At 52.8% G+C, this 23,860-nt stretch carries 18 protein-coding genes and 3 pseudogenes; 4 read left to right on the plus strand and 17 right to left on the minus strand.

Translation table 11 applies throughout. From position 1 onward, the window contains the following. The 4 genes from DO97_RS30330 to DO97_RS15920 form a co-directional block, all read right to left on the minus strand. The coding region (locus DO97_RS30330) for a helix-turn-helix domain-containing protein (RefSeq protein WP_036535292.1) at positions 1-332 on the minus strand (332 nt) is incomplete at its 3' end. Between the two features lie 32 nt (positions 333-364). After that, on the minus strand, positions 365-1,423 hold the full coding sequence (locus DO97_RS15910; protein ID WP_036535294.1) for a hypothetical protein: 1,059 nt from the start codon (positions 1,421-1,423) through the stop codon (positions 365-367). A 313-nt stretch (positions 1,424-1,736) separates the two neighbouring features. Further along, the gene (gene gltX / locus DO97_RS15915; RefSeq protein WP_036535296.1) at positions 1,737-3,212 is read right to left on the minus strand and encodes a glutamate--tRNA ligase; all 1,476 of its coding nucleotides are present in this window, start codon (positions 3,210-3,212) and stop codon (positions 1,737-1,739) included. Positions 3,213-3,653: 441 nt separating this feature from the next. After that, positions 3,654-4,184 (minus strand): helix-turn-helix transcriptional regulator, encoded by a 531-nt coding sequence (locus DO97_RS15920; protein ID WP_239651797.1) that lies wholly within the window; start codon positions 4,182-4,184, stop codon positions 3,654-3,656. Between the two features lie 125 nt (positions 4,185-4,309). On the opposite strand from DO97_RS15920, the gene DO97_RS15925 reads away from it, so the two are divergent. Next, positions 4,310-5,587, plus strand: coding sequence for an ABC transporter ATP-binding protein (locus tag DO97_RS15925; RefSeq protein ID WP_036535299.1), 1,278 nt, complete (start codon positions 4,310-4,312; stop codon positions 5,585-5,587). On the opposite strand, the gene pyrR is transcribed toward DO97_RS15925, so the two are convergent. Continuing rightward, a complete protein-coding gene (gene pyrR, locus DO97_RS15930) occupies positions 5,577-6,110 on the minus strand; it encodes a bifunctional pyr operon transcriptional regulator/uracil phosphoribosyltransferase PyrR (protein ID WP_036535302.1) in 534 nt (177 codons plus the stop codon). The genes DO97_RS15925 and pyrR overlap by 11 nt on opposite strands. A 137-nt stretch (positions 6,111-6,247) precedes the next feature. Here pyrR and rpsD point away from each other — a divergent pair, with 137 nt between their 5' ends. Further along, the gene (rpsD, locus tag DO97_RS15935) at positions 6,248-6,856 is read left to right on the plus strand and encodes a 30S ribosomal protein S4 (RefSeq protein ID WP_036535304.1); all 609 of its coding nucleotides are present in this window, start codon (positions 6,248-6,250) and stop codon (positions 6,854-6,856) included. A 93-nt stretch (positions 6,857-6,949) separates the two neighbouring features. On the opposite strand, the pseudogene DO97_RS15940 reads toward rpsD, so the two are convergent. From DO97_RS15940 to DO97_RS25385, 8 genes and pseudogenes are all read right to left on the minus strand, one after another. Then, positions 6,950-8,908: pseudogene (locus tag DO97_RS15940) on the minus strand (hybrid sensor histidine kinase/response regulator); the annotation flags it as partial. Positions 8,909-9,548: 640 nt separating this feature from the next. Further along, positions 9,549-10,688: a hypothetical protein gene (locus DO97_RS26875; RefSeq protein WP_239651799.1), complete on the minus strand. Its 1,140-nt coding sequence runs from the start codon at positions 10,686-10,688 to the stop codon at positions 9,549-9,551. Positions 10,689-10,696: 8 nt separating this feature from the next. Further along, positions 10,697-11,620 carry an Hpt domain-containing protein gene (locus tag DO97_RS15950; protein ID WP_052128840.1) on the minus strand — a complete coding sequence of 308 codons (924 nt, stop codon included), beginning with the start codon at positions 11,618-11,620 and terminating at the stop codon, positions 10,697-10,699. A gap of 95 nt (positions 11,621-11,715) precedes the next feature. After that, positions 11,716-14,544, minus strand: coding sequence for a methyl-accepting chemotaxis protein (locus DO97_RS15955; RefSeq protein ID WP_036535308.1), 2,829 nt, complete (start codon positions 14,542-14,544; stop codon positions 11,716-11,718). 116 nt (positions 14,545-14,660) lie between these two features. Further along, positions 14,661-15,191, minus strand: a complete 531-nt coding sequence (locus tag DO97_RS15960; protein ID WP_036535310.1) for a chemotaxis protein CheW — start codon at positions 15,189-15,191, stop codon at positions 14,661-14,663. Between the two features lie 11 nt (positions 15,192-15,202). Beyond that, positions 15,203-15,568 carry a response regulator transcription factor gene (locus DO97_RS15965; protein ID WP_036535312.1) on the minus strand — a complete coding sequence of 122 codons (366 nt, stop codon included), beginning with the start codon at positions 15,566-15,568 and terminating at the stop codon, positions 15,203-15,205. A gap of 76 nt (positions 15,569-15,644) precedes the next feature. Continuing rightward, positions 15,645-16,580, minus strand: a complete 936-nt coding sequence (locus DO97_RS25380; protein ID WP_239651800.1) for a response regulator — start codon at positions 16,578-16,580, stop codon at positions 15,645-15,647. Beyond that, positions 16,549-17,025: a DUF4388 domain-containing protein gene (locus tag DO97_RS25385; RefSeq protein WP_072016480.1), complete on the minus strand. Its 477-nt coding sequence runs from the start codon at positions 17,023-17,025 to the stop codon at positions 16,549-16,551. The genes DO97_RS25380 and DO97_RS25385 overlap by 32 nt, the downstream gene beginning before the upstream one ends. Positions 17,026-17,553: 528 nt before the next feature. On the opposite strand from DO97_RS25385, the gene hmpF reads away from it, so the two are divergent. Next, entirely contained in the window at positions 17,554-19,305 is a 1,752-nt protein-coding gene (hmpF, locus tag DO97_RS15975; protein ID WP_036535315.1) for a pilus motility taxis protein HmpF, read from the plus strand. On the opposite strand, the gene tilS is transcribed toward hmpF, so the two are convergent. From tilS to xseA, 3 genes and pseudogenes are all read right to left on the minus strand, one after another. Further along, positions 19,281-20,303, minus strand: coding sequence for a tRNA lysidine(34) synthetase TilS (gene tilS / locus DO97_RS15980; protein ID WP_052128841.1), 1,023 nt, complete (start codon positions 20,301-20,303; stop codon positions 19,281-19,283). The two genes, hmpF and tilS, sit on opposite strands and share 25 nt — an antisense overlap. Before the next feature lie 6 nt (positions 20,304-20,309). After that, positions 20,310-20,591 carry an exodeoxyribonuclease VII small subunit gene (xseB, locus tag DO97_RS15985; RefSeq protein WP_081980803.1) on the minus strand — a complete coding sequence of 94 codons (282 nt, stop codon included), beginning with the start codon at positions 20,589-20,591 and terminating at the stop codon, positions 20,310-20,312. Positions 20,592-20,617: 26 nt separating this feature from the next. Further along, positions 20,618-21,857: pseudogene (gene xseA / locus DO97_RS15990) on the minus strand (exodeoxyribonuclease VII large subunit). Positions 21,858-22,229: 372 nt separating this feature from the next. Between xseA and recA the strand changes: the two are divergent. After that, positions 22,230-23,328, plus strand: a pseudogene (gene recA, locus DO97_RS15995) (recombinase RecA). Between the two features lie 42 nt (positions 23,329-23,370). Here the strand turns inward: recA and DO97_RS16000 are convergent. Then, complete coding sequence (locus tag DO97_RS16000; RefSeq protein ID WP_036535317.1) at positions 23,371-23,847, minus strand: MgtC/SapB family protein; 477 nt, start codon at positions 23,845-23,847, stop codon at positions 23,371-23,373. Positions 23,848-23,860: the final 13 nt, after the last annotated feature.

Raw genomic sequence — 23,860 nt, forward strand, 5'->3', positions numbered from 1 at the left:
TTCAGCTTCTGAAGCATCCGAAACATTGTCGTTATGCTGACTCGAACCCCAACTGCTTCGTCTAACAGATCACACAGTTCGCTCAAGGTGGCATCATTATTTGTCTCAACTAAGCCACTCAACACAGCCAGATGCTCAGCACTGAGTTTGCTGGGGGTTTGTTCTGTTCGCTGCTTCGGACGGATAGTCCCGGTCTCTCGATATTGCTTCGTTAGTTTGCGTACAAAGCTGTATGCTACATGAAACTGTTCGGCTAGCTTGCGTTGAGAGGTCTTCCCGTCTATGTATCTCTCAACTATTTTTCTCCGCAAGTCTTCAGAATATGGGCGCACGTTTATCTAGATTAACAGTGGATTCCTATATCTTACCTCGCCAGCCCTACTAGGCTGAAAAACGCTATAATTAAGAGAGGGGCTAGTATGGAAAAACCTATCTGTACATGCCATATATCCTGTCTAACAAAGCTAGCCTTGAAAAGCATGAATACAAAGGCAAAAGACAGAAAAATTGGAGGAATAGACCAAAATAAATAGAAGTCAAAGAAAACCTGTGTCAATACAAATAAAAGCAGTGATGATACTAATAGAAAGGCAAATATTTGGTAGCTAGGGCCGATGATGGACATTGCTTCAGAATATCCATTGGCTATTTCAAATGAATTAAGGATATACGAGTGAAGATCATTGATGGATTGACCAGAAAGTATCCAACAAATATCAATAGAAATCAAATAAACTATTGGAATCCAAGGAAATACGTTTTTTCTTAACCCTTGATCTAATCCAATAATCAACATAATCAATGCAGTGATTGGGAAAAAAGTAAACTTAATTAGACTAACTAAGGATAATGAAGCAGCTGTCAAATACAAGAATAAATTGCCTGAAAGGTCGAAAATATTCTTGCTCATCGGAAAATGGTTAATCCTGGCGTGTACGAGATAATAATAAAGTACAAACAAGAAAATAAAGCTAAAATAGAAAGACTCACCAAGGGAATAAGCTCCAAATATAAATAGCAGAATAAGAACCAAGAATTTTTGACGAATTATGCTTGTCAGCCTTAGAATTAAGCCTAATTTAATGACAACAAGTAAAATCGAAGGCAATAAGGAGAAGGGGTAAAACCCTGGTAAAAAAATACCTGTAAAGAGAAAATGATAAGGACCATAGGTGAATATTATTTCTTTGCCAAAACTCATTTTATTTAAAGTGGCGTAACCCAAGACAGACACCCAAGCAGTGAATAATCCTTCACCATCAATAAATCCTGGAGACCAGGGCACACTCAATAATAAATTTTGGAGAATTAAGAATACTGTTATGATTTCGCAGGAATTATTGGTGATTTTTTTATATAAATATTGAAAAGTTTGAACATTTATTTGTAAAATTTTGGAGTAAGCGAATGGTGAAATAGGCATGGGATAAATCCACAAATATAGTGCAGTGAACTATATGATTAAGGCGGAGTATAAAATGGGAATATAGAAAAGCCTCTACAGCAATCAAGCAGCACTAAGCTAATCAGCATTCATTTTTCCAGGCTGATCAACTTGCTGCAAGGGTTTCACGACTGATCTCAAGCGGTTTGGATGCGCAACAGCTTAATCTCCAAAAATATAGAGATACTATGTCATGGTTCTCCTATTTTAATGTTTGATGTGGTTAGCTTCTCAAAGGCTTACCAGCAACCCCCTTCAAAACCTAGCTAATCACCCTTTCAAGGTTCATAGCCTACTTGGTAGTCGTTTTAGTGCTTGTTGCGAGCTGTAAGGCTGCATTTAAACGAGTTGTATCTTGACCTCTATGATGCAGAATCAGCCAGGATTGCAGCAAATCTGGCCCATGCATCTCTCCCATCAGAGCCGCCCGGAGGCTGCGCATGACCATCCCTTTCTTCAGCTTTTTTGATGCCACCACTTGATTTAGAATCTCTTTTGCCAGATCCAGGGTCAGTGGCTGATTTGCGTGGGCATCTTGAAGCGATATCAATTCAGAGAGCACTTCACCCATCCCCTGCTGTTGCAGTTGGGCGGTGGCGTCGTCATTAAACATCAAGGTCGTCTTAAAAAACACTTCACCCTGGATAACGGCATCCTTGAGCAGAACTAAACTGGGGCCTAGGAGTTGGGTGATGGTTTCTAACCAAGGGCGATCGCCTACGGGATCAAAGACAAACTCGGCAGCCTGCCAGTAGGGAATCAGCCGATCAGTGAGTTCCGGACTCGGCATCCTATGTAAGTATTGACTATTCAGCCAATTGAGCTTGTCCCAGTCAAATTTAGCGCCAGCTTTATTCACCCGCTCGAAACTAAATTGTTGAGCCGCTGCTTCTAAGCTAAAGATCTCCGCCATGCCCTCTGGGGGCGACCACCCCAATAGAGTCATGTAGTTGGCGATCGCTTCCTGGGTATAGCCCAACTGACGAAACTCCGAGATCGAGGTCACCCCATCCCGCTTTGACAGTTTCTGACCCGCTGGATTCAAGATCAGCGGTGTGTGGGCAAACTGGGGCACGGTGGCTGACAAGGCTGCATAGAGCAAAATTTGCTTCGGGGTGTTGCCAATATGGTCTTCACCACGAATCACATGGCTGATGGCCATCTCAATGTCATCCACTACAACCACGAAATTATAGAGGGGTTGACCGATCTCATCCTCTGAGGCGGCTCGGGCAATAACCATGTCCCCTCCCAGATCCCGCCCCTTCCAGGTCACCGTGCCCCGCACCAGATCTTCCCAGGTAATTTCCTGGTGATCCTGAATCTGAAACCGGATCACGGGCTTCCGTCCCGCTGTGACAAAGGCAGCCCGCTGCTCTGGAGTGAGATGGCGATGACGATTGTCGTAGCGAGGAGCTAGCCCTCGGGCTTTTTGAGCTGTTCGCATGGCCTCAAGTTCGTCTTCGGTGCAGTAGCAACGATAGGCCAACCCTTGATCTAGCAACTGCTGAATTTTCTGGCGATATAAATCCAGCCTTTGGGACTGGAACCAAGGACCTTCATCCCAGGTCAACCCCAGCCAGGTTAAACCATCCACGATATTTTCCGTATATTCTGTCCGCGATCGCTCCAGATCGGTATCTTCAACGCGCAAAATAAACTGGCCGCCGTGATGACGGGCAAACAGCCAGTTAAACACCGCCGTTCTGGCGGTGCCAATGTGAAGATTCCCGGTAGGGCTGGGTGCAATCCGAACGCGAACAGACATATGGACACACAATGAAGAACAAAGCGGAGAGTGCGACGGGGGGGGTGCAGACCTGCTCAACCCAATCTCCACTTTAGCCGTAACTGGCGACTTCAGAACCCTCGACCTAGCGCTCAAAAGGCGATCGCTCGCTCCATCTGATTGGAGTTTAACGAGGGGCTCAGCAACAAAAAACCGACAGGGTTCGGGTGGAATCTGTCGGCTACTGTGTGTTCCCTGTTGATGACTCGGCTGAAGTTGAGTCCTCTATACTATGGCTGGTTTATCCTCCCTCATAGGAGATCGAGATCATCCTTATTATGTGATCTTGATCACGGCTGCCCCGAGGTCGGTAGGGGGCTAATGCGATAGGCGCAACGGCGATCGCCTTGCAGAATATGTTCCAGGCGTTCCACCTGCGCCTCGGCACCGAGCAAAGCACTAAAAACAGCCAGTTCGGAGCTACACAGCTGTTGACAGGTTTGGGCGGCAGCGCAGATCGGACAATGGGTTTTCCACAAACAGGAGGGAACCATCGGCTTGCTCAATCACTGCGGCCATGTAGCCTTCCTGTGATCGCAACCTGGATAGTTCCCCAACTTGTTGATGCCAATTGCTTTTGGAAAGGGTTTCAGACAGCCGCTGGCGGTAGGTTTGCACCTGCCGCTGGGTTCGTTCTACCAGCAATCGCTCCAGCCCCTCTGCACCAAAGACCGTTTGCATATCTTGCAGCAACTTCACCGTTAGATCGGCATGACTGTCGGGAAATAGTTTGGCTGTGACTGCGGTGAGTTGCCACAATTTCACAGGCCGACCCAAGGCTCGCCGTTCTGCCTGATAGGTCACCTGCTGTTCTGTTTGCAGCGTCTGAAGATGCTGGCGCACAGCCATGGGAGACACCTGTAATTGTGCGGCCAGTGTGGTGGCAGTTTGGGCACCCTGCACCTTCAGTAGGTGTAGAATTTGCTGCTTGGCTCTGGGCTTATCTTCCATAGATTGACAGCTGAATCTTTTTGCTAACGAAGCCATCTACTCAACGAGTTTTTGCCATTTTAGCGATGTCTGGAAAAATTAATAGTAAGTTAATTATCGAATGAATATCGTGGAATCTAAAGGTTGTGGCACAGGTCGTTCTGGAAAATATCTACAAGAGTTTCGCTGGACAGCGGGGCACTGCAACAACCCCTGTGGCGACCCCGGCTCCATTGGCCGGGTTAGGGGCATATCCCTCTAGTTCTGATGCATCTGGGCGGCTGACCACTGTGCTGAGAGCCATCAATCTCACCGTTGAGGATGGGGAGTTTATGGTGCTGGTGGGGCCATCGGGTTGTGGGAAGAGTACCATGCTGCGTTTAATTGCCGGACTGGAGAGCTTGACGGGGGGAACGATCTGGGTGGGCGATCGCCGGGTCAATGACCTACCGCCAAAACAGCGGGATATTGCCATGGTGTTTCAGAATTACGCCCTCTATCCCCACATGACGGTGTATGACAATCTGGCCTTTGGGTTACGGCGCTCTGCTCGGAGGCCGCAGCACTCCCAGAGTTCCTCAGGAGGTCTTGAGCATTTACTCGTCAGTCTTACCCGCAAGATGCCAAAGCCCCTACGGTACCAATCGGCCTCAGAGCGGGCGATCGCTCAACAGATTCAGACGGTGGCGGAGATGCTACAAATTGAGGCGTTGTTAGAGCGTTTTCCGCGACAACTCTCGGGGGGGCAGAAGCAGCGGGTGGCTTTGGGACGGGCGATCGCCCGCAATCCCCAAGTGTTTTTGATGGATGAACCTCTCTCGAATCTGGATGCCAAACTCCGCACGGAAACCCGCGCCCAAATTATCAAGCTGCAACGACAATTAGGCACCACCACCCTCTATGTCACCCATGACCAGACCGAAGCCATGACCATGGGCGATCGTATTGCCGTGATGAATGCGGGGCAGATTCAACAAATTGCCTCCCCCCTGGAACTTTACAATCACCCGGTAAATCGCTTTGTGGCGGAATTTATTGGCTCACCACCAATGAATTTTCTGCCGATGCTGGTGACCGAGTCCCTGAAACTTCACCATCCCCAATTTCACCTCCCTCTGCCCCCCATCTGGGAAGCCCCCCTCCAACCCTATCGGGGACAAACCCTGACCTTGGGCATCCGGCCTGAGCATCTGAGCTTAGCCGCCGCCGCCCCCGAGCATCTGCCCGTCGAAGTGGAACTAGTCGAAGCCCTGGGAAATGACACCTACCTGGCCGTAAGTCTTCAGGAAACCGGGGAGTCGCTGCAAGTCCGGGTGGCTCCTGAGTGCCCGATCCGACCTGGGGAATCCCTGTGGTTGGCACTTACCCCTACCAAGGTGCATCTTTTTGATCCGCAAACCGGGCAGGCGATCGCTAGCGCGTGAGTTCCACGGCATCCCGTCCATCGACATCCTGGAGATAGACCTTAACCGTTTCTTCTTTGGCCGTGGGCAGGGTTTTACCGACAAAGTCGGGATGAATGGGTAAGTCACGATGCCCCCGATCTACCAACACCACCAGCCGAATGATTTCTGGCCTACCGTAGTCGTTGACAGCATTTAAGGCAGCTCGAATCGTTCGCCCCTTATAAATCACATCATCCACCAGCACCACCGTTTTACCAGCCAAATCAAAGGGAATATCGGTTTTGGCAGGGGTTCGCAGGCCAATCTGATCGAGGTCATCCCGGTAGAAGGTGATGTCTAAGGCTCCCACAGGCACAATCACTGCTTCTAAGATTTCAATCTGTCGTGCCAACAGTTGAGCCAAGGGCACCCCACGGGTATAAATTCCCAGGAGCACCAGTTGGGTGAGATCGCCCGCCTTTTCGACCACCTGAGAGGCCAGACGATTGAGGGTGCGACGTAATTCTTCAGCGGAGAGAATTTCTACAACTTCAGACGACATGGGGGTTGGACAGCATGAATTACCAGTTATACTCCATATTCTTGAAGGTTACACTGAAAATACTTTCAACAGTCTGGCTTCTGGACTTATACTGGAGGTTCTGACTGCAACTTTACGAGGATTATAGAGGAACTGACATGTCGCGCTATCGAGGTCCGCGGCTCCGAATTACCCGCCGTCTAGGAGATTTACCGGGGCTTACTCGCAAAACCGCAAAGCGAGCCTATCCCCCCGGTCAGCATGGTCAAAACCGTAAAAAACGGTCTGAGTATGCAATTCGTCTAGAAGAAAAGCAGAAGCTCCGCTTTAACTATGGTTTAAGTGAGCGCCAACTCCTCCGCTATGTGCGTAAAGCCCGTCGAGCCAGTGGTTCTACCGGGCAGGTTTTACTGCAACTGCTGGAAATGCGTTTGGATAATACCGTCTTTCGTCTGGGGATGGCTCCCACCATTCCAGCCGCTCGCCAGTTGGTGAATCATGGACATGTAACGGTTAATGGTCGGAGGGTGAATATCCCCAGTTACCAGTGTCGCCCCGGTGAAGTCATCAGTGTGCGCGATCGCGATTGCTCTCGCCAGTTAGTAGAGCAAAACTTGCAATATCCAGGTCTGGCAAATCTTCCCAGCCATTTAGAGTTTGACAAAGCCAAGCTTACTGGCAAAGTGAATAGTGTTGTTGAGCGCGAATGGGTGGCTCTCCAAGTCAATGAGTTGCTGGTGGTTGAGTACTACTCACGACAAGCTTAAGGATTCAGTCCCTCGCTAGCAATGTCGTCTCAATGCAGTCGTTCCAGCCATAGAAGTTGACTTCTATGGCTGTTTACTGCGTCTATATAGACCTTAGGTGCCGCTACCGCTACTGGCGGTGAGCAGTACTTCCCCTTTTAACATCCTTTGGGCAGCATCCAACAGTGCTTCTTCTAGGTAGGGCTTAGTGAAGTAGCCACTGGCTCCTAGCTGGGCAGCAATCTGCCGGTGGCGATCGGCTCCCCGTGAGGTCAACATGGCAATGGGCAAATGACTCAGAGTTGGTTCCTTTTGAATCCGGGACAGCAATTCCAGCCCATCCATTCTGGGCATCTCAATGTCACAGAAGACAATGTCGCAGGGTAACCCGGCCCGTAGTTTCTCCCAGGCTTCTTGGCCATCACGGGCTTGCTCCACACGATAGCCCACCTTGTTGAAGGTCATGGAAAGGAGTTCTCGAACCGTAATTGAGTCGTCCACAATCAACACCATCGGTTCCGTTTTAGTTTGCGGCAGCTCTGGAACATTGCTGTGCTCCCACAGTAGGCTGCTGGTTTCTCGTCGTACCCGACCCATGGCCAGATCGATCAATTCCAAGACATCGGCGATGGGCATGATCCGGCCATCCCCCAACACCGTTGCCCCAGCCACCCCAATGGGCTTGGGCACTGGTCCTTCTAGTTGCTTAATCACGATTTCCTGCTCACCCAGCACCTGATCGACCTGCAATGCCAGGTAGTTATTGCCGCTCCGCAGGACAATGATGGACAGCATATCTTCTTCTTGACTGCCCCCATAGACAATGCCACGACTGAGGTGGCGGCCATAGCGCATCAGTTCATTTAAAGGACGGAAGGGGAGCAGGGTATCCCGCCACTGGACGCAGGCCTGGCCCTCAGAGTCTAACTGGACTCTCTCCTTCGGCACATCCAGCATGTCCTCCACCCCGTCCATGGGGAAGGCAATGCGGGCATGATCACTGACGCAGCCAAGGGCTTTGGAGATACTCAGGGTCAGGGGCAGCCGAATTGTAAAGGTTGTTCCCTGGCTGAGGGTGGAGTCAGTGATAATGTCACCGCGAATTTCCGTCAAACTGGTACGCACCACATCCATGCCGACGCCCCGACCTGCGAAGTCATCGGCTTGATCCCGCGTACTAAAGCCAGGTTGGAACAACAGGTCATAGACATCCAGCCGTGTCATGGTTTCAGCTTGGTTGGGCGTCACCAGTCCTTTTTGCAGGGCTTTGGTCTTCACCCGATCGGCATCAATCCCAGCACCGTCATCGGAGACCGCAATCACGGTTTGGTTCCCCTGATGATATGCCCGTACCGTAATCCGCCCCACCGCAGGTTTTCCAGTGCTCTGGCGAGTTTCTGGGGCTTCAATTCCGTGGGTAATGGCATTGTTGACTAGGTGGGTCATGGGGTCATACAGCTGCTCCAGAATCATCTTGTCGATCAGGGTGTCCCGCCCTTCTACTAGCAACTCGGCCTGTTTGCCACATTTGATCGCAATGTCGCGAACGGCGCGGGGTAAGCGGTCAGCAATTTGGGCAAAGGGCACCATTCGGGAGCGGGTGACACTCTCTTGTAACTGGGTGGTCACCTGCCGGAACATCCGTGTTACCTGCTCGACCTCATCAACAATAAACTCAATGTCAGAGGCAGATTCTCGAATCCGCACAATATACTCAATCATTTCCTGAGCCAGCAGGTGAAACCCAGAGAAACGATCCATTTCCAGGGCATCCAAACCCATGCTGGATGAATGGGAGGGCGCGGCATCTCGCATTGAGGGGGCAGCTGAATGAAGGGAGGATCGACCTCCTTGGCGACTGGCCAGCAGGGAACTCTCCAACAGCGATCGCTCATACAGGTCTTGCATCCGCTGCCCGACATCACTGAGTTGCTGCACTTGATAGAGTAAATTGTCGAGGAATTGCCGCATCCGCTCCTGATCCTGTTCCAGGCTGTTGCGGTTGACGACTAGTTCCCCCACCAAATTATTGAGGCCATCCAGCTGCTTCACGGGCACCCGCATCGTCTGTTCACTTAAGGCTGAACTGCTGCCGCGACGGCTGGGGCGGCGTGCTGCAGGGGCAGCGACGGGGCCACGATTGGATTTCTGGGTTGGGGGGCCACCGAGCTTGGCGTCTGCATCCTCCAGAAGCTTTTCTAAATCTCCAAAGTCTTCGTCGGCTCTGGATGGGCTCGGAGGAGGGAGGAGTTCGCCAGATGAAGGGGATTCGAGATCCCTGTCAAGTAAGGCTTCCAGATCGGCAAAGTCATCGAGAGCAGCACTCGGGGCGGCGGCGATTGGTACGTCATCCGTTGCCCCCTCTGCTCCCAGGAGAGCTTCTAGATCGGTAAAGTCCCCTAGGTCAATGTCCTCATCTGCCAGGGTCTCTGCGATCTCTGCTGGCACCTCGGTGGCCAAAAATGCCTCTAGATTGGCAAAGTCATCTCCCTCGGCTACTGCCGCCGCATCCAGAGCGGTAGTGAGTTCCTCATCGGTCATGGTCATCTCTAAATCCTGTCGGTCTGACACCGACAAATCTGGATGATCTGCAGGAAGACTCCCTGCCGAACTGACGGCTGCAGCCATTGAGTACTCTTCGAGGAGCGCTGCTAAGTCTTGGGTGAAATCATCGGCGATCGCGGCGTTAGGTCCCGCTTGGGACGCACTCGCCTCAGACAAAACTCGGGGGGGCATCGCCAAACAGCCTGTCCAGTTGTTCCAGTCCTTCATCACTGCTGATGGGTCGTGGTTCACCAAAATCCAAACCTGACTCCAACCCAAAGTCCCCAAAGGCATCGAATTCTGACAGGTCATCCGCTGCGGCAACCATCGGTTCAGGTTCTGAAGTCGAGGGGGATGCAGGAATCTCTTGCTCTTCGACCTCCGCAGCGACAATGGTTGAGAGAAAGTCTACTAGCTCCTCTGGGGCAGCGGCTGACGTATCTGTCTCCAGTGCCGCTGACAAATCACCCCAGGTATCTGTGACTTCGGTGCCTACAGGTGGAGCGAGGTTTAATTCCCAGGTCTGGGCATCGGTTACCGGGGGGGAGCCGAAGTCATTCCAGAAGTCAGGGGTGGATTCCCAGGTCTGGGCAATCGTGGGTTCAGGGGTGGCGGAGAACGGCTCCAGTTCCGAGGGAGGGGCAGTTGCTTCCGGCTCGGCGATCGCCCCTAGAGTGGCTTCCCCTGGGTCGAAGTCTTCTCCCCCGATCCAATTTTCCCACTCACGGGTTGCTTCCGACTCAGCCATTGGCTCCCCTGGAGACCAGTCAACGTCAGATATTTCCCCCACGTCGGCAAAATCTAGCCAGTCGGCCCCCTCGCCGAAGGCATCCATCAGGCTTTGCTCCTCGCCAAGTGCTGCCGCATCCCGGCTGCTGAGATCTGCTCCTTCATCTGGGGCTCCACTCTCCACCCCTGGCATTGCTGCCTCTGCTAAAGCTAAGCTGGGGAAATCATCCGGCTCCATGGCATCGGTGGAGGCTTCAGCCACTGGCATGTCGGTCCACAACAGATCCATTAAGTCATCTACTGCTGCGTCTCCTGCGGTTCCTGGGGCTGTTTCCTCCAGGAACAGATCGGCAAATTCGCTGGACTCAGCGGGTGAAGGTGGGGCAAATTGATCTAACGTCGTGTTATCAAAGGACTCCTCTAGAGCCGCATCTTCCTGCCAACTAATCTCAAGGTCGGGGATGTCTCCCTCAAACAGGTCGGCCAGACTATGGAGTTCGGCGCTACCCACCTCTGCGCCAGCCAAGGGATGCCGGAGTAGGTCTGGTTCGAGGCTGAAGGCATCTTGGTCGTCATCCACTGCAATCCCTACCAACTCGATGTCGGGGGAAGGGCTGCGAAATCATCAAGGGTGGCATCGGTCAAACTTGCCAAAGAGATCGGTGTCACAGTACCCACCCATGCCTGTAAGGTCGGGCTTACCATAATTTCCGCTGATCGCCCTTCAATTACCAGGCAACGCGCTTGCTCAATTTCTTGGCAAATGGGTTGGGCAAGCTCTGCTAAGCTGTAAGCAACATTCGCGATCGCCTGCTGGGCCATTTCCATCAGTTCACACCAGATAGAGAGATCGAACTGTTCGCCAATCTGGATCAAGCGGCGGCAGTATTCCTGGAGTTGAACTCGGCCCTCAAATTGATCGGGTTGGGCAAAAACTTGCTGCATCTCCTGGAGCAAGGCTGGGATATCTCGCTGGAACAGGATCAACAACGCACTCTCTTCAGTGACAGCTGTGGAGGGTTCGGTCACCATCCCTGCCAGGTTAGGTACTGGAATCATCCATTCGTCAGCGGTGACAGGATAGCCCCCAGCTTGAGTTACGAGGGCATTGAGGTGATCACTCAATTCTCCAAAAACAGGCTCGACCTTGGCCATAATTCGTTGGGAGGCCTCGTCCGTCAGTCCAAAGGGACCTTGGAGTTCCTCAACCAGCTCCCGTAAGGGATCAAAGACCCTTAAGAACAGGGATTCTAGATGCTGATCGGAGACGATCGGGCATTCTTTGAGAATCTTGAAGGAATCTTCGAGGCGATGCGCCGTTGCCTGAATACTGCCAAGACCCAGCATGGCAGCCCCGCCTTTAATGGAGTGGGCGGCCCGGAACACTTCATTCATGCCCTCTGCATCAGCAATGGTGGCTTGCAGATTCAACAAACTATGCTCAATCGTATCGAGGTGTTCTTTGGCTTCCTCAATGAAGTAGAGGACGATGCGCTGTTGTTCTGGCTGCATATCAGAGTCCCACTCTTAAGTTGTTTCAGAAACGGCTGGGTGGTCGGTTGGCGACCCCGTACAAGTCAATGACAACCAAAGCTAGATCACCTATCTTAGGTGGTCTCGACTCGGAACCGCTCCACAGATGACAGCAGATCTCGAGCCACCCCCACCAGGTTTTGCAGGGAGGTGGACACCTTCTGCGACTCCTGAGAGGTTTCCTGGGCTGTCAGTTCCACAGATTGCATCACCTGGGCGACTGCACGAGCTGTCTCCGTCTGTTCCACCGTATCGGCGGAGATCGAGCGTACCAAGGTATCAATGTGATTCGACACCTGAATGATCTCTTCCAGCGATCGCTTGGCTTGTTCGGCCAACCGGGTTCCCTGGATTACCTGCTGGGTGCCTTCTTCCATAGCGGTCATCACCGAGCCGGTTTCACTCTGAATTTGCAATACGATCTGCTCAATTTCCTTTGAAGCTTTGGCAGCACGGTCGGCCAGTTGTCGCACTTCATCCGCCACAATAGCAAACCCCCGCCCCGCCTCTCCGGCTCGTGCAGCTTCAATACTGGCGTTGAGTGCCAACAGGTTGGTTCGGGAGGCAATCTGGGAGATCAAGGCCACAATCTTGGAAATTTCTTGGGAAGATTCCGCCAGACGCTTCACTTTTCGAGTGGTCTCAGCCACCGTTTCTCGAATTTCCAGAATCCCGGCCACCGTCCGTTCCACCGCATCTCCTCCCTTCAGAGCCGTTGAGGACGCTGAACGGGCAACATCTTCCGCTTCTCGGGCGCTTTCTGCCACCCGCTGAATGGAGTCGGTCATTGTCCGAACCTGTTGCAGGGTTACCGCCAGTTCTTCTGCTTGGTGCAAGGCATCTGATTGCAGGCCCCGGGCAAACATTTCGTTTTCGCTGGCTCCTTTATTGACCTGACGTGCCACCCGTTTCACCTGCTGCACAATTTCCCGCAGGTTTTGAATGGTGAGGTTAAAGGAGTCGGCAACCGCGCCAAGAACGTCTGCTGTCACTTCTGCCTGGACGGTTAAATCCCCCCGCGCCGCACCTTCCACGTCATCCAGTAACCGAATCACTTGGCGTTGCAAATCTTCTTTCTGCTGCTCCTGCTCCTCGGCCTTACGTTTGAATTCCCGCGTGTTGGCCAAGAAGTAGGTCACCAGTTGATTGAAGCTGGTGGCCAATTGTCCCAAGTCATCCTTGGAATAAACCGTTGCTTGCGTCTCTAAGTTACCTTTGGCAGCGGTTTCAAATTGCGATCGCAGATGATCCGTCGATCGCTTAATGTGTTGAATTGTTAAGCCGAAGAGCCCATAGGAAACCGCTCCACTGGCAATCCCCGCCGCCAAGGCTGAGATCAAACCAGACGAAGAGTTTTGACCCCCATTCTGATCGGTGGGTTTTCCCTGAACAATCTGATTGGCACTCAAAACCACCACTGCTGAGATCACACCGGTTGCCAATGCAGTCATCCACTGTTTTTTTGGCAAGGGAGCTGTCTCAAAGAATGCAAAGAGGCCGGGCTTGGCCGTCACAATTGGCTCCACTCCACTATCAAGGGCGAGGAAGGGCGAATTGCTGGACATGGTATCTGACATAGAGGCAGCGGCAATGCCAAACACCTCCTCCTCTTGAACCCCACCAGCGCCTCTTGGGTAGGCACTGGGGCGATCTCCCATCAGATCTCCAGTTTTCCCCGCCGCCATCACACCCGCAGTAAATCCAGAGATAGGATGACCTGCTGACAACCCCTCTGCCATATCAAAGTCAGGGAGGGCATTCAGGTTCTCAAATTCTTCAAAGGATTCTAAAGACCCCACCGCACTCAAGTTATTGCTGGCCATTGCATTGGGGGTTGAGCCTAAGGGTGCGGTTCCTTCTGGCGGCACAAAGGGAGCATTCCCGTAGGTAGCATCTGAGTCAAATTCTCCTGGCGCGGTCAATCCCGATTGACCGGGGGAGACCATAAAGGTCTGACTTTCTTGGTTATAGGGACTGACACCATAGTCTGCACCATAGTCAAACTGATCAAAAGCAGGTTCCGTTGCTGCGGGCTGGGAAGCCTGGAATTCCCCCGCGCTCATAAACAGCGTTTCTTCCCCTGTATCCATGGGCTGGATACTGAAGTCTGCTGCGGGATCGTCCTCAAAGCGATTACCCAGGCTAGGTTCAAAACTGGGGGAGCCACCATAGGGGTCTGCTGGGTCTGATTGGAAGGTGGTGGTCTCCGGCGCAAAAAAGTTGGACGGGTCTTCCACCACTGGAGACGTATAAAAATCAGGCTCTCCAGCGATCGCAGCATCGGCAAAGGGATTCAACCCAGGGATCGGGGTCTCGGCAGGCATCCCATAGGCAGATGGGTCGTAGGAGAACTCCTCAGGCATCGGTGCTTCTGCCGGCAAGTCGTGCTGGAAGGTGGTATCCTCCTGCAACTGCACATCGGTGAGAAAGGGATCGACAAGGCCATTGAAATCCTCAGTTGCCGCCGCTGCGAGGTTCCCAGCTGGAGATTCCAAATCACTGAAGTTAGGCACCTCAAAGTCATAGGTGGCATTGTTGGCAGCCAAACTACGACCATCCAGCGTTGCACTCCCAAACACATCTCCCGACGTTACATCTCCATCGGCGACCCCATAGGTGACGGGGATGTCAAACTGTCTGGCATAGGCCAAGCCGTTGTTGGCATAGTCAACAAACTCTGAATCAGAGGTGAGTTCCAGAACAGATTGGTACTGCTCACTCGCCACCTGGTACTGTTGCAGCCCATAGCAATAAATATGCCCTCGAAGCAGCCGAACACTGGGATCGTTGGGTAAATTTTGCACCAAGCGATCGACAATGGCAGCTGCCTCTTCATAATTGCCCTGCATGTAGGCTTTTTCAGCCTGCTTATATTCTTTGGAATAGTCTGTACTAGATGCCATTTGTCTTCTCCTGCCTTAAGTACCCCTTCCGAAGTCACTTGTCTATTGACCACCAGCCTTTTGCCCATTACCACCGCTGACCACCGTGATCCCAGGTAACCCTGATCAAGACTGCCTTATGCGGCCCACCTTGCCGATCGCAAAATTGCCACCTGATCGAGCAACCTCAAAACCTTATCAGTCCTATCATCCAAGAGCCATTCCCCCCGAAGAAAGGGCGCAATACTGTCCAGCACATTGGTTGGCATTTGGATCTCCTCGACATCTAACCAATCCATCCCCACAATGCGGTCAACGGCTAACCCTAACATAGTGTCTTGATCTTCTACGGCAATTACGGGAATCTCCGGGCGATCTGCATTTAGAGGAGTAGTATCTCCTAGAAATTGCCCCAAATCTGCCACCCAAATCACCCTTCCACGGATGTTGAGTGTCCCCAGAAGCAGCGGCGAAACGTTGGGAATGGGAGTGATCCGATCGGGGGATGGGGCAATCACCTCACGAATCCCCGTTGCTGGCAGGGCAAACTCATTCCCCGAGGTCACATAAAAGCGCAGATGTAACTCACCTTCAGGACTCTCTAACTCTTGAAACTCAGGAGCCTGATCTTGCCCACCACTTGTTAGAAAGTCTGGATTGCCTATCATCAGCTTTCACCTTACCCTCGCAGCAGTTGTTTGACAGTTCCAACCAGTTCCGTCGGTTGAAAGGGTTTGGCAATGTAAGCATCTGCCCCCTGCCGCATGCCCCAGTAACGGTCAAATTCTTCGCCCTTAGACGAACACATGACAATCGGTACCCCCTGGGTTTTAGGGTCTGTCTTCAGCCGTCTGCAGACTTCATAGCCGTTCATCCGTGGCATGACAATGTCCAACACAATCAGGTCAGGACGTTGTCCTTCAACACATGCCAAGGCTTCAACGCCGTCCCCAGCAACGGTGACATTGAGACCACTCCCCTGCAGCAGATCCGTAATCATCTGTCGCTGCGCCACACTGTCTTCGACAACCAGAACTGTACTCATAACTCCCTCCCTGCTTGCTGGTTCAAACATCTATGGGAAACCACCCTACCCCACTGCCCCATAGTGATCACATCCTTCATGACGCCGATAGGGAAGGGGTGGACGCACCCGAGGAGGTGCCGCCATCGGCCAATCCCTGGGTTAAGACGGCATCCAGCCGAGGATGAGACGGGGATGGGATCGATCGTTGTCCGACTCCGACATACTTCTCCACTAGCATCAGCAGTTCCTTTTCTCCAAACGGCTTGGTTAAATAATCCGTAGCTCCAACCATATGGGCATAAACCCGATCCATGAACTCCCCCTTGCCTGTCAGCATCACCAGCGGTGTTTGGCGAAACACCTTAGACTGGCGAAGCATGGCACAAATTTCATAGCCATCCAGATCTGGCATTGTGATATCACAGAGAATCAAATCTGGTTTGAGTTGAAAGATCAGCCCCAATGCCTTCAGCGGATTGCCAATGGCCGTGGCTTCGTAACCATGCTGACTCAGGATATACTCTACTGCCTTACGAATTGCAACACCATCATCAATACAAACAATTCGCGGAATTTTCAGTTCCCACTGGGGTTGAGGCACAATGAGGCTATTGCCCAGGGGAGCTGCCCTAGGGGTTGCATTGGTGTTTGCTGAATCTGACCGATCGTCGCTGCTGCGATGCCCTGGCAGCGGTTGTTGCCCATCACGGCATACCGTCTGTGTGGGGTAGTGCACCTGAAGATAGTGCAACTGAACGTAAGGATAGATCGCCTTCGCCACCGTGAGACTATCTCGATGCAGGTAGCGGGCCAATTGCCGAATAGTTGTTTTGCCATCGCCATATTGGCTAAGGGATAGATAGATCCCTGTGGGCAGCGCTGCTTGCAACTGATGAGCATTGGTAATGGTCAAACACTGATTCGGGGAACGAATGTAGGGATGGAAGAGCTGCCATTCCTGGGACTGCCGCATCACCTTTGCCAGCAAATCGGTGATCTTAAACGTGGTCAGCTGGGGGGATAGCGTCACACCCGCTTGAAAAACTAAAGCTACCTTGATGCAGCCGCATCAAATCAAAGAGCACCTCTTGCACCATACTGTAGAGAATCTGTCGCCCTTGAGCCGGAGATAACAAATTTCTCGCCAAGAGACTCCAGAGATAGCCATACTCAGGAATGCTCATCGCCGAACCCGAGAGAGCTTCGATGCTGTTAAAGGCTGACTCTAGCTTGTAGAATCGCAAATAATTCTGGAGACAGGAGACATTGTGATGGGGATCGATGGCATATAGAATTCGCCCACTGCGGACAAAAATTAGCCATGACTGCGGTCTGGGGGGAGGCAAGGGTCCCAAGGGTCTGGCTGCAACGGAGGGGGCGCTGCTGGTCTCAATCAGGAGCGTACCGGTTTTCTGACCGATCTCGATCAGTTCCAAAATGCTACGGGTATCGATTTCACTTAAACTTCCCTGCATGCAGTGACTCTCTGGGGAACAGTGGGTAAAGGACACAACCAGATCAACGCCAGAAAACCTTTGTCGAGCATACCTCCAAACTAAGATGACGAGAATGGTTCCCGTAACCTGAGAAAAGTTGTTTTGGATCGAAAAGCATTAAGTTTATTGAAGCCACCTCGATCCCAGCAGCAAACCAGCTCTTTGTGGCAGTATTCTGTCTCAGCAGCCTCCCTACTAGAATCAGATTGAGTCAAATGGGAGATTCAAGATAGGCGAGCTGTCTCGGGTGAGCTACCATAAACTTGCACATACATCAATCAGCCTTTAAATATTGTAGAGAGTTGCCCAGACAAGACCTACTCCCTTGTAACCGCGCAGCCTCACAAAGCGTTATCCTTGCGGACAATGAATTCCGTACTTCTACGGTGAAATGGTGGTCTCGTTGCATTACGAATGTATCGCTAGACTGAAGATCAAGGCAGCGGGATCAACCTATGGGTTGAGGTTTTTAGTTGATTGGGTGTAGACAGGAAGAGGACTATCAGTGTGCTGTATTTAGCAGAGGTTCAAAAGAAGACGGGGCTGATGGGTGGTAAATCGGAGCTGAAGTTACTGGCCTGTCAACGCACCGAACAAATCTGGAATGCTGTGCCTGGTGAAGAAATCATTCCCATGCCCCCCGATCAGGCTGGCAATTATAATGCCGGGGCACTGGTACTGGTTGACTTGAACGCTAGCAAGCAGGTACAGCGCCTGTTAGAAGCGGGTCGTCAGTTGGTGAGCATTTTACAAAATTTTTCTCGACTCCAAGAAAAATTTAAGACTCAGGAGGAGGAGATTGAGCAATGGAAGGCCTCCTTAACTTACCAGAGTCAAGAGTTGCAACGTCGGGAACTGGAAATGGAATCCCGACAGGAAGAGTTGCAAAACCTCGAGGATGACTGCGCCCGGATGGAAGCCCAACGCCAGGACTTTGAAAATACCCGGCAGCAAATCCAGGAGATGCAAGCAGAACTGGAGTGCCGCCATCAGGAATTGGAAGGAGCCTGGCAACAATTGCGGGGGGAACAGCAAAGACTAGAAAAGCAGCAGAGCGAATTTCACCCCCAAGTAGTTTTAGAGCCGGATCAGGCTCGTCAGCTGCACGAACTCCTCGATCAGTTGGCAGCATCACTGACCCAAACCGATGGCATGGGGGAACAGCTACACCACGTCAGAACGGTTGTCAGTCAGCAACAATCCTGGTTAGAACAATCCTGGCAGCGGTGGGAGCAGGAGCGAATTGCCGCCGAGCAACTCCAAACTAAGCTGGAGCAGGAGTCACAAACCCTGACCGATCGCCATGCTGCCTGTCAGGAGGCTCAACTCTCTCTGGAGGCGGTGAGATCGCAGGCCCAAGTGCAGCAGGCAACTCTTCAACTTCAGCAAGCTCACCAAGCAGTGCTGGCCACTGACTTACAAGCCCTCGGGGAGACAATCCAGCAAATCTATCAAATGACGGGGCGGGCTGACCAGGTGAGCCTCAGCGGCAAGGTTGATATCCCGGCGTTGGAGAATATGGCTCTCGAAGATCTGGATAAACTGGTGCAAGATCTGCGGCGAGATTTAGAAAAGGTCTCCCGGTTTGTCAATGATCAAGAAGAAGAGTTAACGGTGCAGCGTCAAGCAATTGAGGCGATACAGGTGAAGATCCAGCAGGCCAGCGAATATGACCGTCTTCGCCTTGAGACCGAATTGACCGAGGAGCAAGACTGTTATCAGATGTTGAATGAGACGCTGGTGGGTCAACGCCGTAATCTCCGGGAGCGAGAAGAAATTCTCAACTGTCACGCTGAGGTGCTGCTGCGGCGGCGGGGAAAAGGGGAAAGCGATGGCTCCGAGGGACAGCTGGGCATTGGCCCGATTCTCCAGCAATTGGAACAACAGCGGCGACAACAACTGGAGGGGTTACAGCGGCTAGAAGCAGAGATTCAACAACTCCAAGCTGCGGTGGAACAAAATCAGGAACTTCTGCAACAACGGTGCCAGGAGTATGAGAGCCTGCGCCAAGAAGTCCAGCAGCTCGAGCAAATCGTCCAATCCCGTCATCGGGAGGCAGGTGAGTCCTGGGGGCGTCTCCAAGCCTCCCAAGAAGCTCTGCAAGGGCTACAAGGTTCTCTCACCCAGCTCCATCAGGATCTGGATACGACCACTCAGGTTTTGACCCAGGGAACCGGGGCGAATCAGCAAGTAGCGGTTGCCCAGCTGCGCCAGATTCTGCAACAATTAACGGGTCAACCCGAATTGGTTACTTCCTGAGGAGATTTGGGACGAGGAGCGGGCAGTAACCAAATCCAGTTGCCCGTGACTTGGGCGATCGCCTCACCGGGGAAGGGGTCGGTACGGGTGCGGTTGGGTGCAGCAATCAGCTGTTGGAATTTCTCAACCTGCTCAAAGTTGGGTGCGGTTGGCAGCCACTGTTGGAGGAATTGCCGCAGCACTCGCCGTTGTAAAGCCAGGGGTGCCACTTGTAACGGCGGGCGATAGAGTTTCGGTTGGGAGGGATGTTGTACCTGTTGCCGTAGGTTGTCTGCCTGGGTTTCTAGGTAGTGGGTGTCTGCCTGGAGGAGTTCCGCCGTTTGGGCTAAATGTCGCTCTACCTGAGGATTGCAGTGGGTGTGGAGATAGGGCAGCAGTTTCTGGCGAATGCGATTCCGGGCATAGGTCAGGTCTTGATTGGTGGCATCTTCCCAAATCTTCAGTTGGGCATGGCGACAGCAGCCCTCAGTTTCCTGGCGGGTGAATCCCAGCAAGGGTCGTACCAAGGTGAGACCAGTCCCCAGAGACCGCTGCCAACTGAGGGCTTGCAGACCATCCAGGCCACTGCCCCGCATCAGGTTGTAGAGCAGAGTCTCGGCGCGATCGCTGGCAGTGTGTCCGGTGACAATCGCGGTGTAACCTTCGGCTTGGGCAATGGCTTGCAGGCAGTCATAACGCCAGGTTCGAGCCCCTGCTTCACTGGTGGCCCTTTGGCTGGCCGTGGAGCGATGGCAGGGTAACTGCCACCCCTCGGCCAGGGTCTCGACATACTCGGCATTGGCCAGGGAATCCGAGCGCCAGCGGTGATCACAATGGGCGATCGCCAACTGCCAGTGCCATTTGGGTTGAAGATCCCGCAGCAGTTGGATCAGACAAAGAGAATCCTGGCCCCCGGACACCGCAACCAACAGTCGCTGGTGGGGGAGGAGCAGTTGCCGCTGCTGGAGGGTGTGATCTAAGCGGACATGTAAAGGAGTCCAAAAGTCTGAACGAGTCATGCAGCCTCAAAGGTCGGGATCATTGATCAGCGTTTCAATTAGTAAATCCATTTGATGTTGTCGTTGGGCCAGAAACGCTTCGCACTGATGCAAATGGTTGACCGCGATCGCAAACTGATCGAACACATGGGCCAACTCCAATTCGCCATCCTCAATTTTGGCAATGATCGCCTCAATTTTGGCAACGGCGGCTTCATAGGTCCAACCCGGCGGCAGATCTGGGGATCGAGGCCTTGTCAGATCCGGATGGGGGGGTGGGGGTGTGGGGGTGTTCGTAGGATTATTCATGGAAAAGGGCAGGGCAGGTTAAGGGCTTAGTCTGACTGGAGAATTTCCGTGATTTGCACCTCAACTTGACCTTGGTTGAGTTGAATATGCAGGGGTTGTCCCACAGTCAGGGTCGTTGCGGACCGGGTAATGGTTCCATTCCTTTGCCGCACAATGGCATAGCCGCGTCGCAAAACTGCTTGGGGGTCAAGGGTTGCCAATGTTTGCCCTAGGAGTTTGCAGTGCTGGTTGGCCTGCTGGAAGTGCTGCCGGGTCACCTGCAAGAGCCGCTGTCTCACCCAGGCGATCGCCTGGATTTCTTGATGCATCCTGTGATCTAGTTTGAGCAGCCACAGGCGATCACGCAACCGTTGCAGGCGATCGTGACTGTTTTGGAACTGTTGCGCCAACGCAGCTTGCAAGAGCAGCTGCCGTTCGTGATGGGCGGTAATCAGATCAGATAGCCCGGGGAATCGCCTGTTCTGCAGCAGCGGTCGGAGTGTGGACATAGACATCCGCCGCTAAATCTGCCAGGGACTCATCCCGTTGGTGCCCAATGCCCGAGATGATGGGAATTGAGCATTCCGCGATCGCCCGCACCACCCGTTCATCATTAAAACAGGCCATGTCCTCCGTCGATMCCCCCCCTCGTGACAGGATTAAAACCTCGGCTCTCCCATCCCCTTCCACCCGCCGAATCGCTGCCACAATCGAAGCCGGGGCTTGATCCCCCTGAACAAGGGTCGGGGAAAATAACACATGGAGACCGGGGTAACGTCGTTTTAAGGTGCGCTGGATATCGCCCCAGGCCGCCGCTTGGGGTGAGGTGACCACGGCAATTGTCTGGGGATGCATGGGCAAGGGCCGCTTGTGCTGGGGATCAAACAAACCCTCCGCCTCTAGGCGATGCCGCAGTTGCCGATAACGCAGCGCTCGTAACCCTTCTCCTGCGGGCAAGGCTTGCCAGACAATCAACTGATATTGCCCCCGTTGGCAATGAACATGGATCCGTCCGAGCAAAATCAGCTGCTCACCGGGGACGGGCTGGGCAATGAGTTTTTCTAGCTGACTGCTCCAGACCACACAACTAATCGCTGCTTTGGCATCGGGGTCTTGCAGGGTAAAGAAGAGGCCACTGCGATAACGGTTAGCGCTGGAAACTTCCCCGGTCACCCAGACCTGTTGGAGCTGTTGATCTTGTTCCAACAAGCTCTGGATATAGGCAGTCAATCCAGCCACCGAGAGAGCGGTGTCAGGGACGAGGAGATGGGGTAGAGAGGAAGGCATCGGTGGGGACAGGGGCAGTCAAGAACGACGGGTTTTAAGGTGACCGATAGGGTTGCTGTGGAACTTGACAAATGGGGAATTTGACGTTAACAAACAGGAGAACTCGCACCACTCCCCAAGGCACCGAATCAAGCCAGTACCATCTGGTTCCAAGACGATGGATGCCAACCGGCCAAGAGCACACCGGATGTAGAGATCTGGATCCAGCCTGACATCCTGTTTCTAGCGTACCCAGGCTCACCCCAAAAGCACAGTCACCAAGAGGGCATTCTCGGCAGTTCCAGCAGCAGCAGCCGTGACCAAGACTGTCTAAAATAAAGGTTCTGCCGGAACTTCTCGATTCTAATCACTCCTTTCCGTGTTGAGGCGTAAATGGCAACTAAAGCAACTGACAACTCCGACAACAAGCAATCCGACAACAAGCAAAAAGCACTGAGCTTAGTGATGGGCCAGATTGAGCGGACTTTTGGCAAGGGGTCGATTATGCGCTTGGGGGATGCCACTCGCATGAAAGTGGAAACGATCTCCTGTGGTGCCCTGACCCTCGATTTGGCCTTGGGGGGCGGCATCCCTAAAGGACGGGTGATTGAAATCTACGGCCCTGAGAGTTCTGGAAAAACCACCCTTGCCCTCCATGCTCTGGCAGAAGTCCAGAAGGCGSGGGGGGATTGCGGCCTTTGTGGATGCTGAGCATGCCCTTGATCCCGCCTATGCCGCCGTTCTGGGGGTAGATATTGCCAATTTATTGATCTCCCAACCCGATACCGGGGAGTCGGCTCTGGAAATTGTGGATCAACTGGTGCGCTCGGCGGCGATCGACATTATTGTGATCGATTCCGTGGCAGCACTGGTACCTCGAGCTGAAATCGAAGGAGACATGGGGGATACCCATGTGGGACTCCAGGCGCGGTTAATGAGTCAAGCACTGCGCAAAATCACGGGAAGTATCGGCAAGTCCGGCTGTACCGTGATTTTTCTCAACCAGCTGCGTCAGAAGATTGGAATTTCCTACGGCAACCCAGAAACCACAACGGGAGGAAATGCCCTCAAGTTTTACGCCTCTGTGCGGTTGGACATCCGCCGCGCTCAGACCCTGAAAAAGGGTGCCGACGAGTTTGGTATTCGCGCCAAGGTTAAGGTCGCCAAGAATAAAGTCGCTCCTCCCTTCCGGGTAGCCGAGTTTGACATTATTTTTGGCAAGGGTATTTCCACCCTGGGCTGTCTGGTGGATCTTGCAGAGGAAATGGGGGTGCTGGTTCGCAAGGGAGCCTGGTATAGCTACAACGGGGACAATATCGGTCAGGGTCGAGACAATGTGATCAAAAACCTGGAAGAAAATCCAGCCTTTGGGAAGGATCTGGAAGCTCAGGTGCGGCAAAAGCTAGAAATGGGGGTGGTTGTCTCCGCCAACTCGGTTTCACCGATGGAAGTAGAGCATGAAGAGGCAGAAGAGTACCTAGAAGATCCCTAAGGGCGATCGTGTCCCATCCCCTGGCTTTAGCCCTAGGGCCAGTCAAACGTTATTGTCTCCGTCTTCATGGCTATAGCGGCGGCGTTCCAGGTATTTGACCCCACTCAGTACCAGGGTTGTCATGGCAGTCCCGACGAGGCTCAACTGCCATAGACCACATCCAGCCACCATACCCAGTGCCGCTGCCACCCAAATCGCAGCGGCTGAGGTCAAGCCTTTCGCCCGGAGTTTGCCATCTTTGGGACGATGCAGAATTTCTCCAGCTCCCAGGAACCCCACCCCGGTCGCAACCCCCTGAATCACCCGACTCAGGGCATCGGGAGTTTGCAGGATAGTTGTTTGCAAAGGAATCAGCACAAACAAAGCTGATCCCAAACTCACCAACATGTGGGTTCGGAGTCCAGCGGCTTTACCGCTTTGTTCTCGGTTCCAGCCAATCACACCACCGACCAGCAATGCCAGTGCCAGCCGACACAGTAACCCTATCCAATCATCGGGACGAAGTGTAGCCAACAGCATGGATTTGAAGTGG

Source organism: Neosynechococcus sphagnicola sy1, from assembly GCF_000775285.1.
GTDB classification, from domain to species: Bacteria; Cyanobacteriota; Cyanobacteriia; order Neosynechococcales; family Neosynechococcaceae; genus Neosynechococcus; species Neosynechococcus sphagnicola.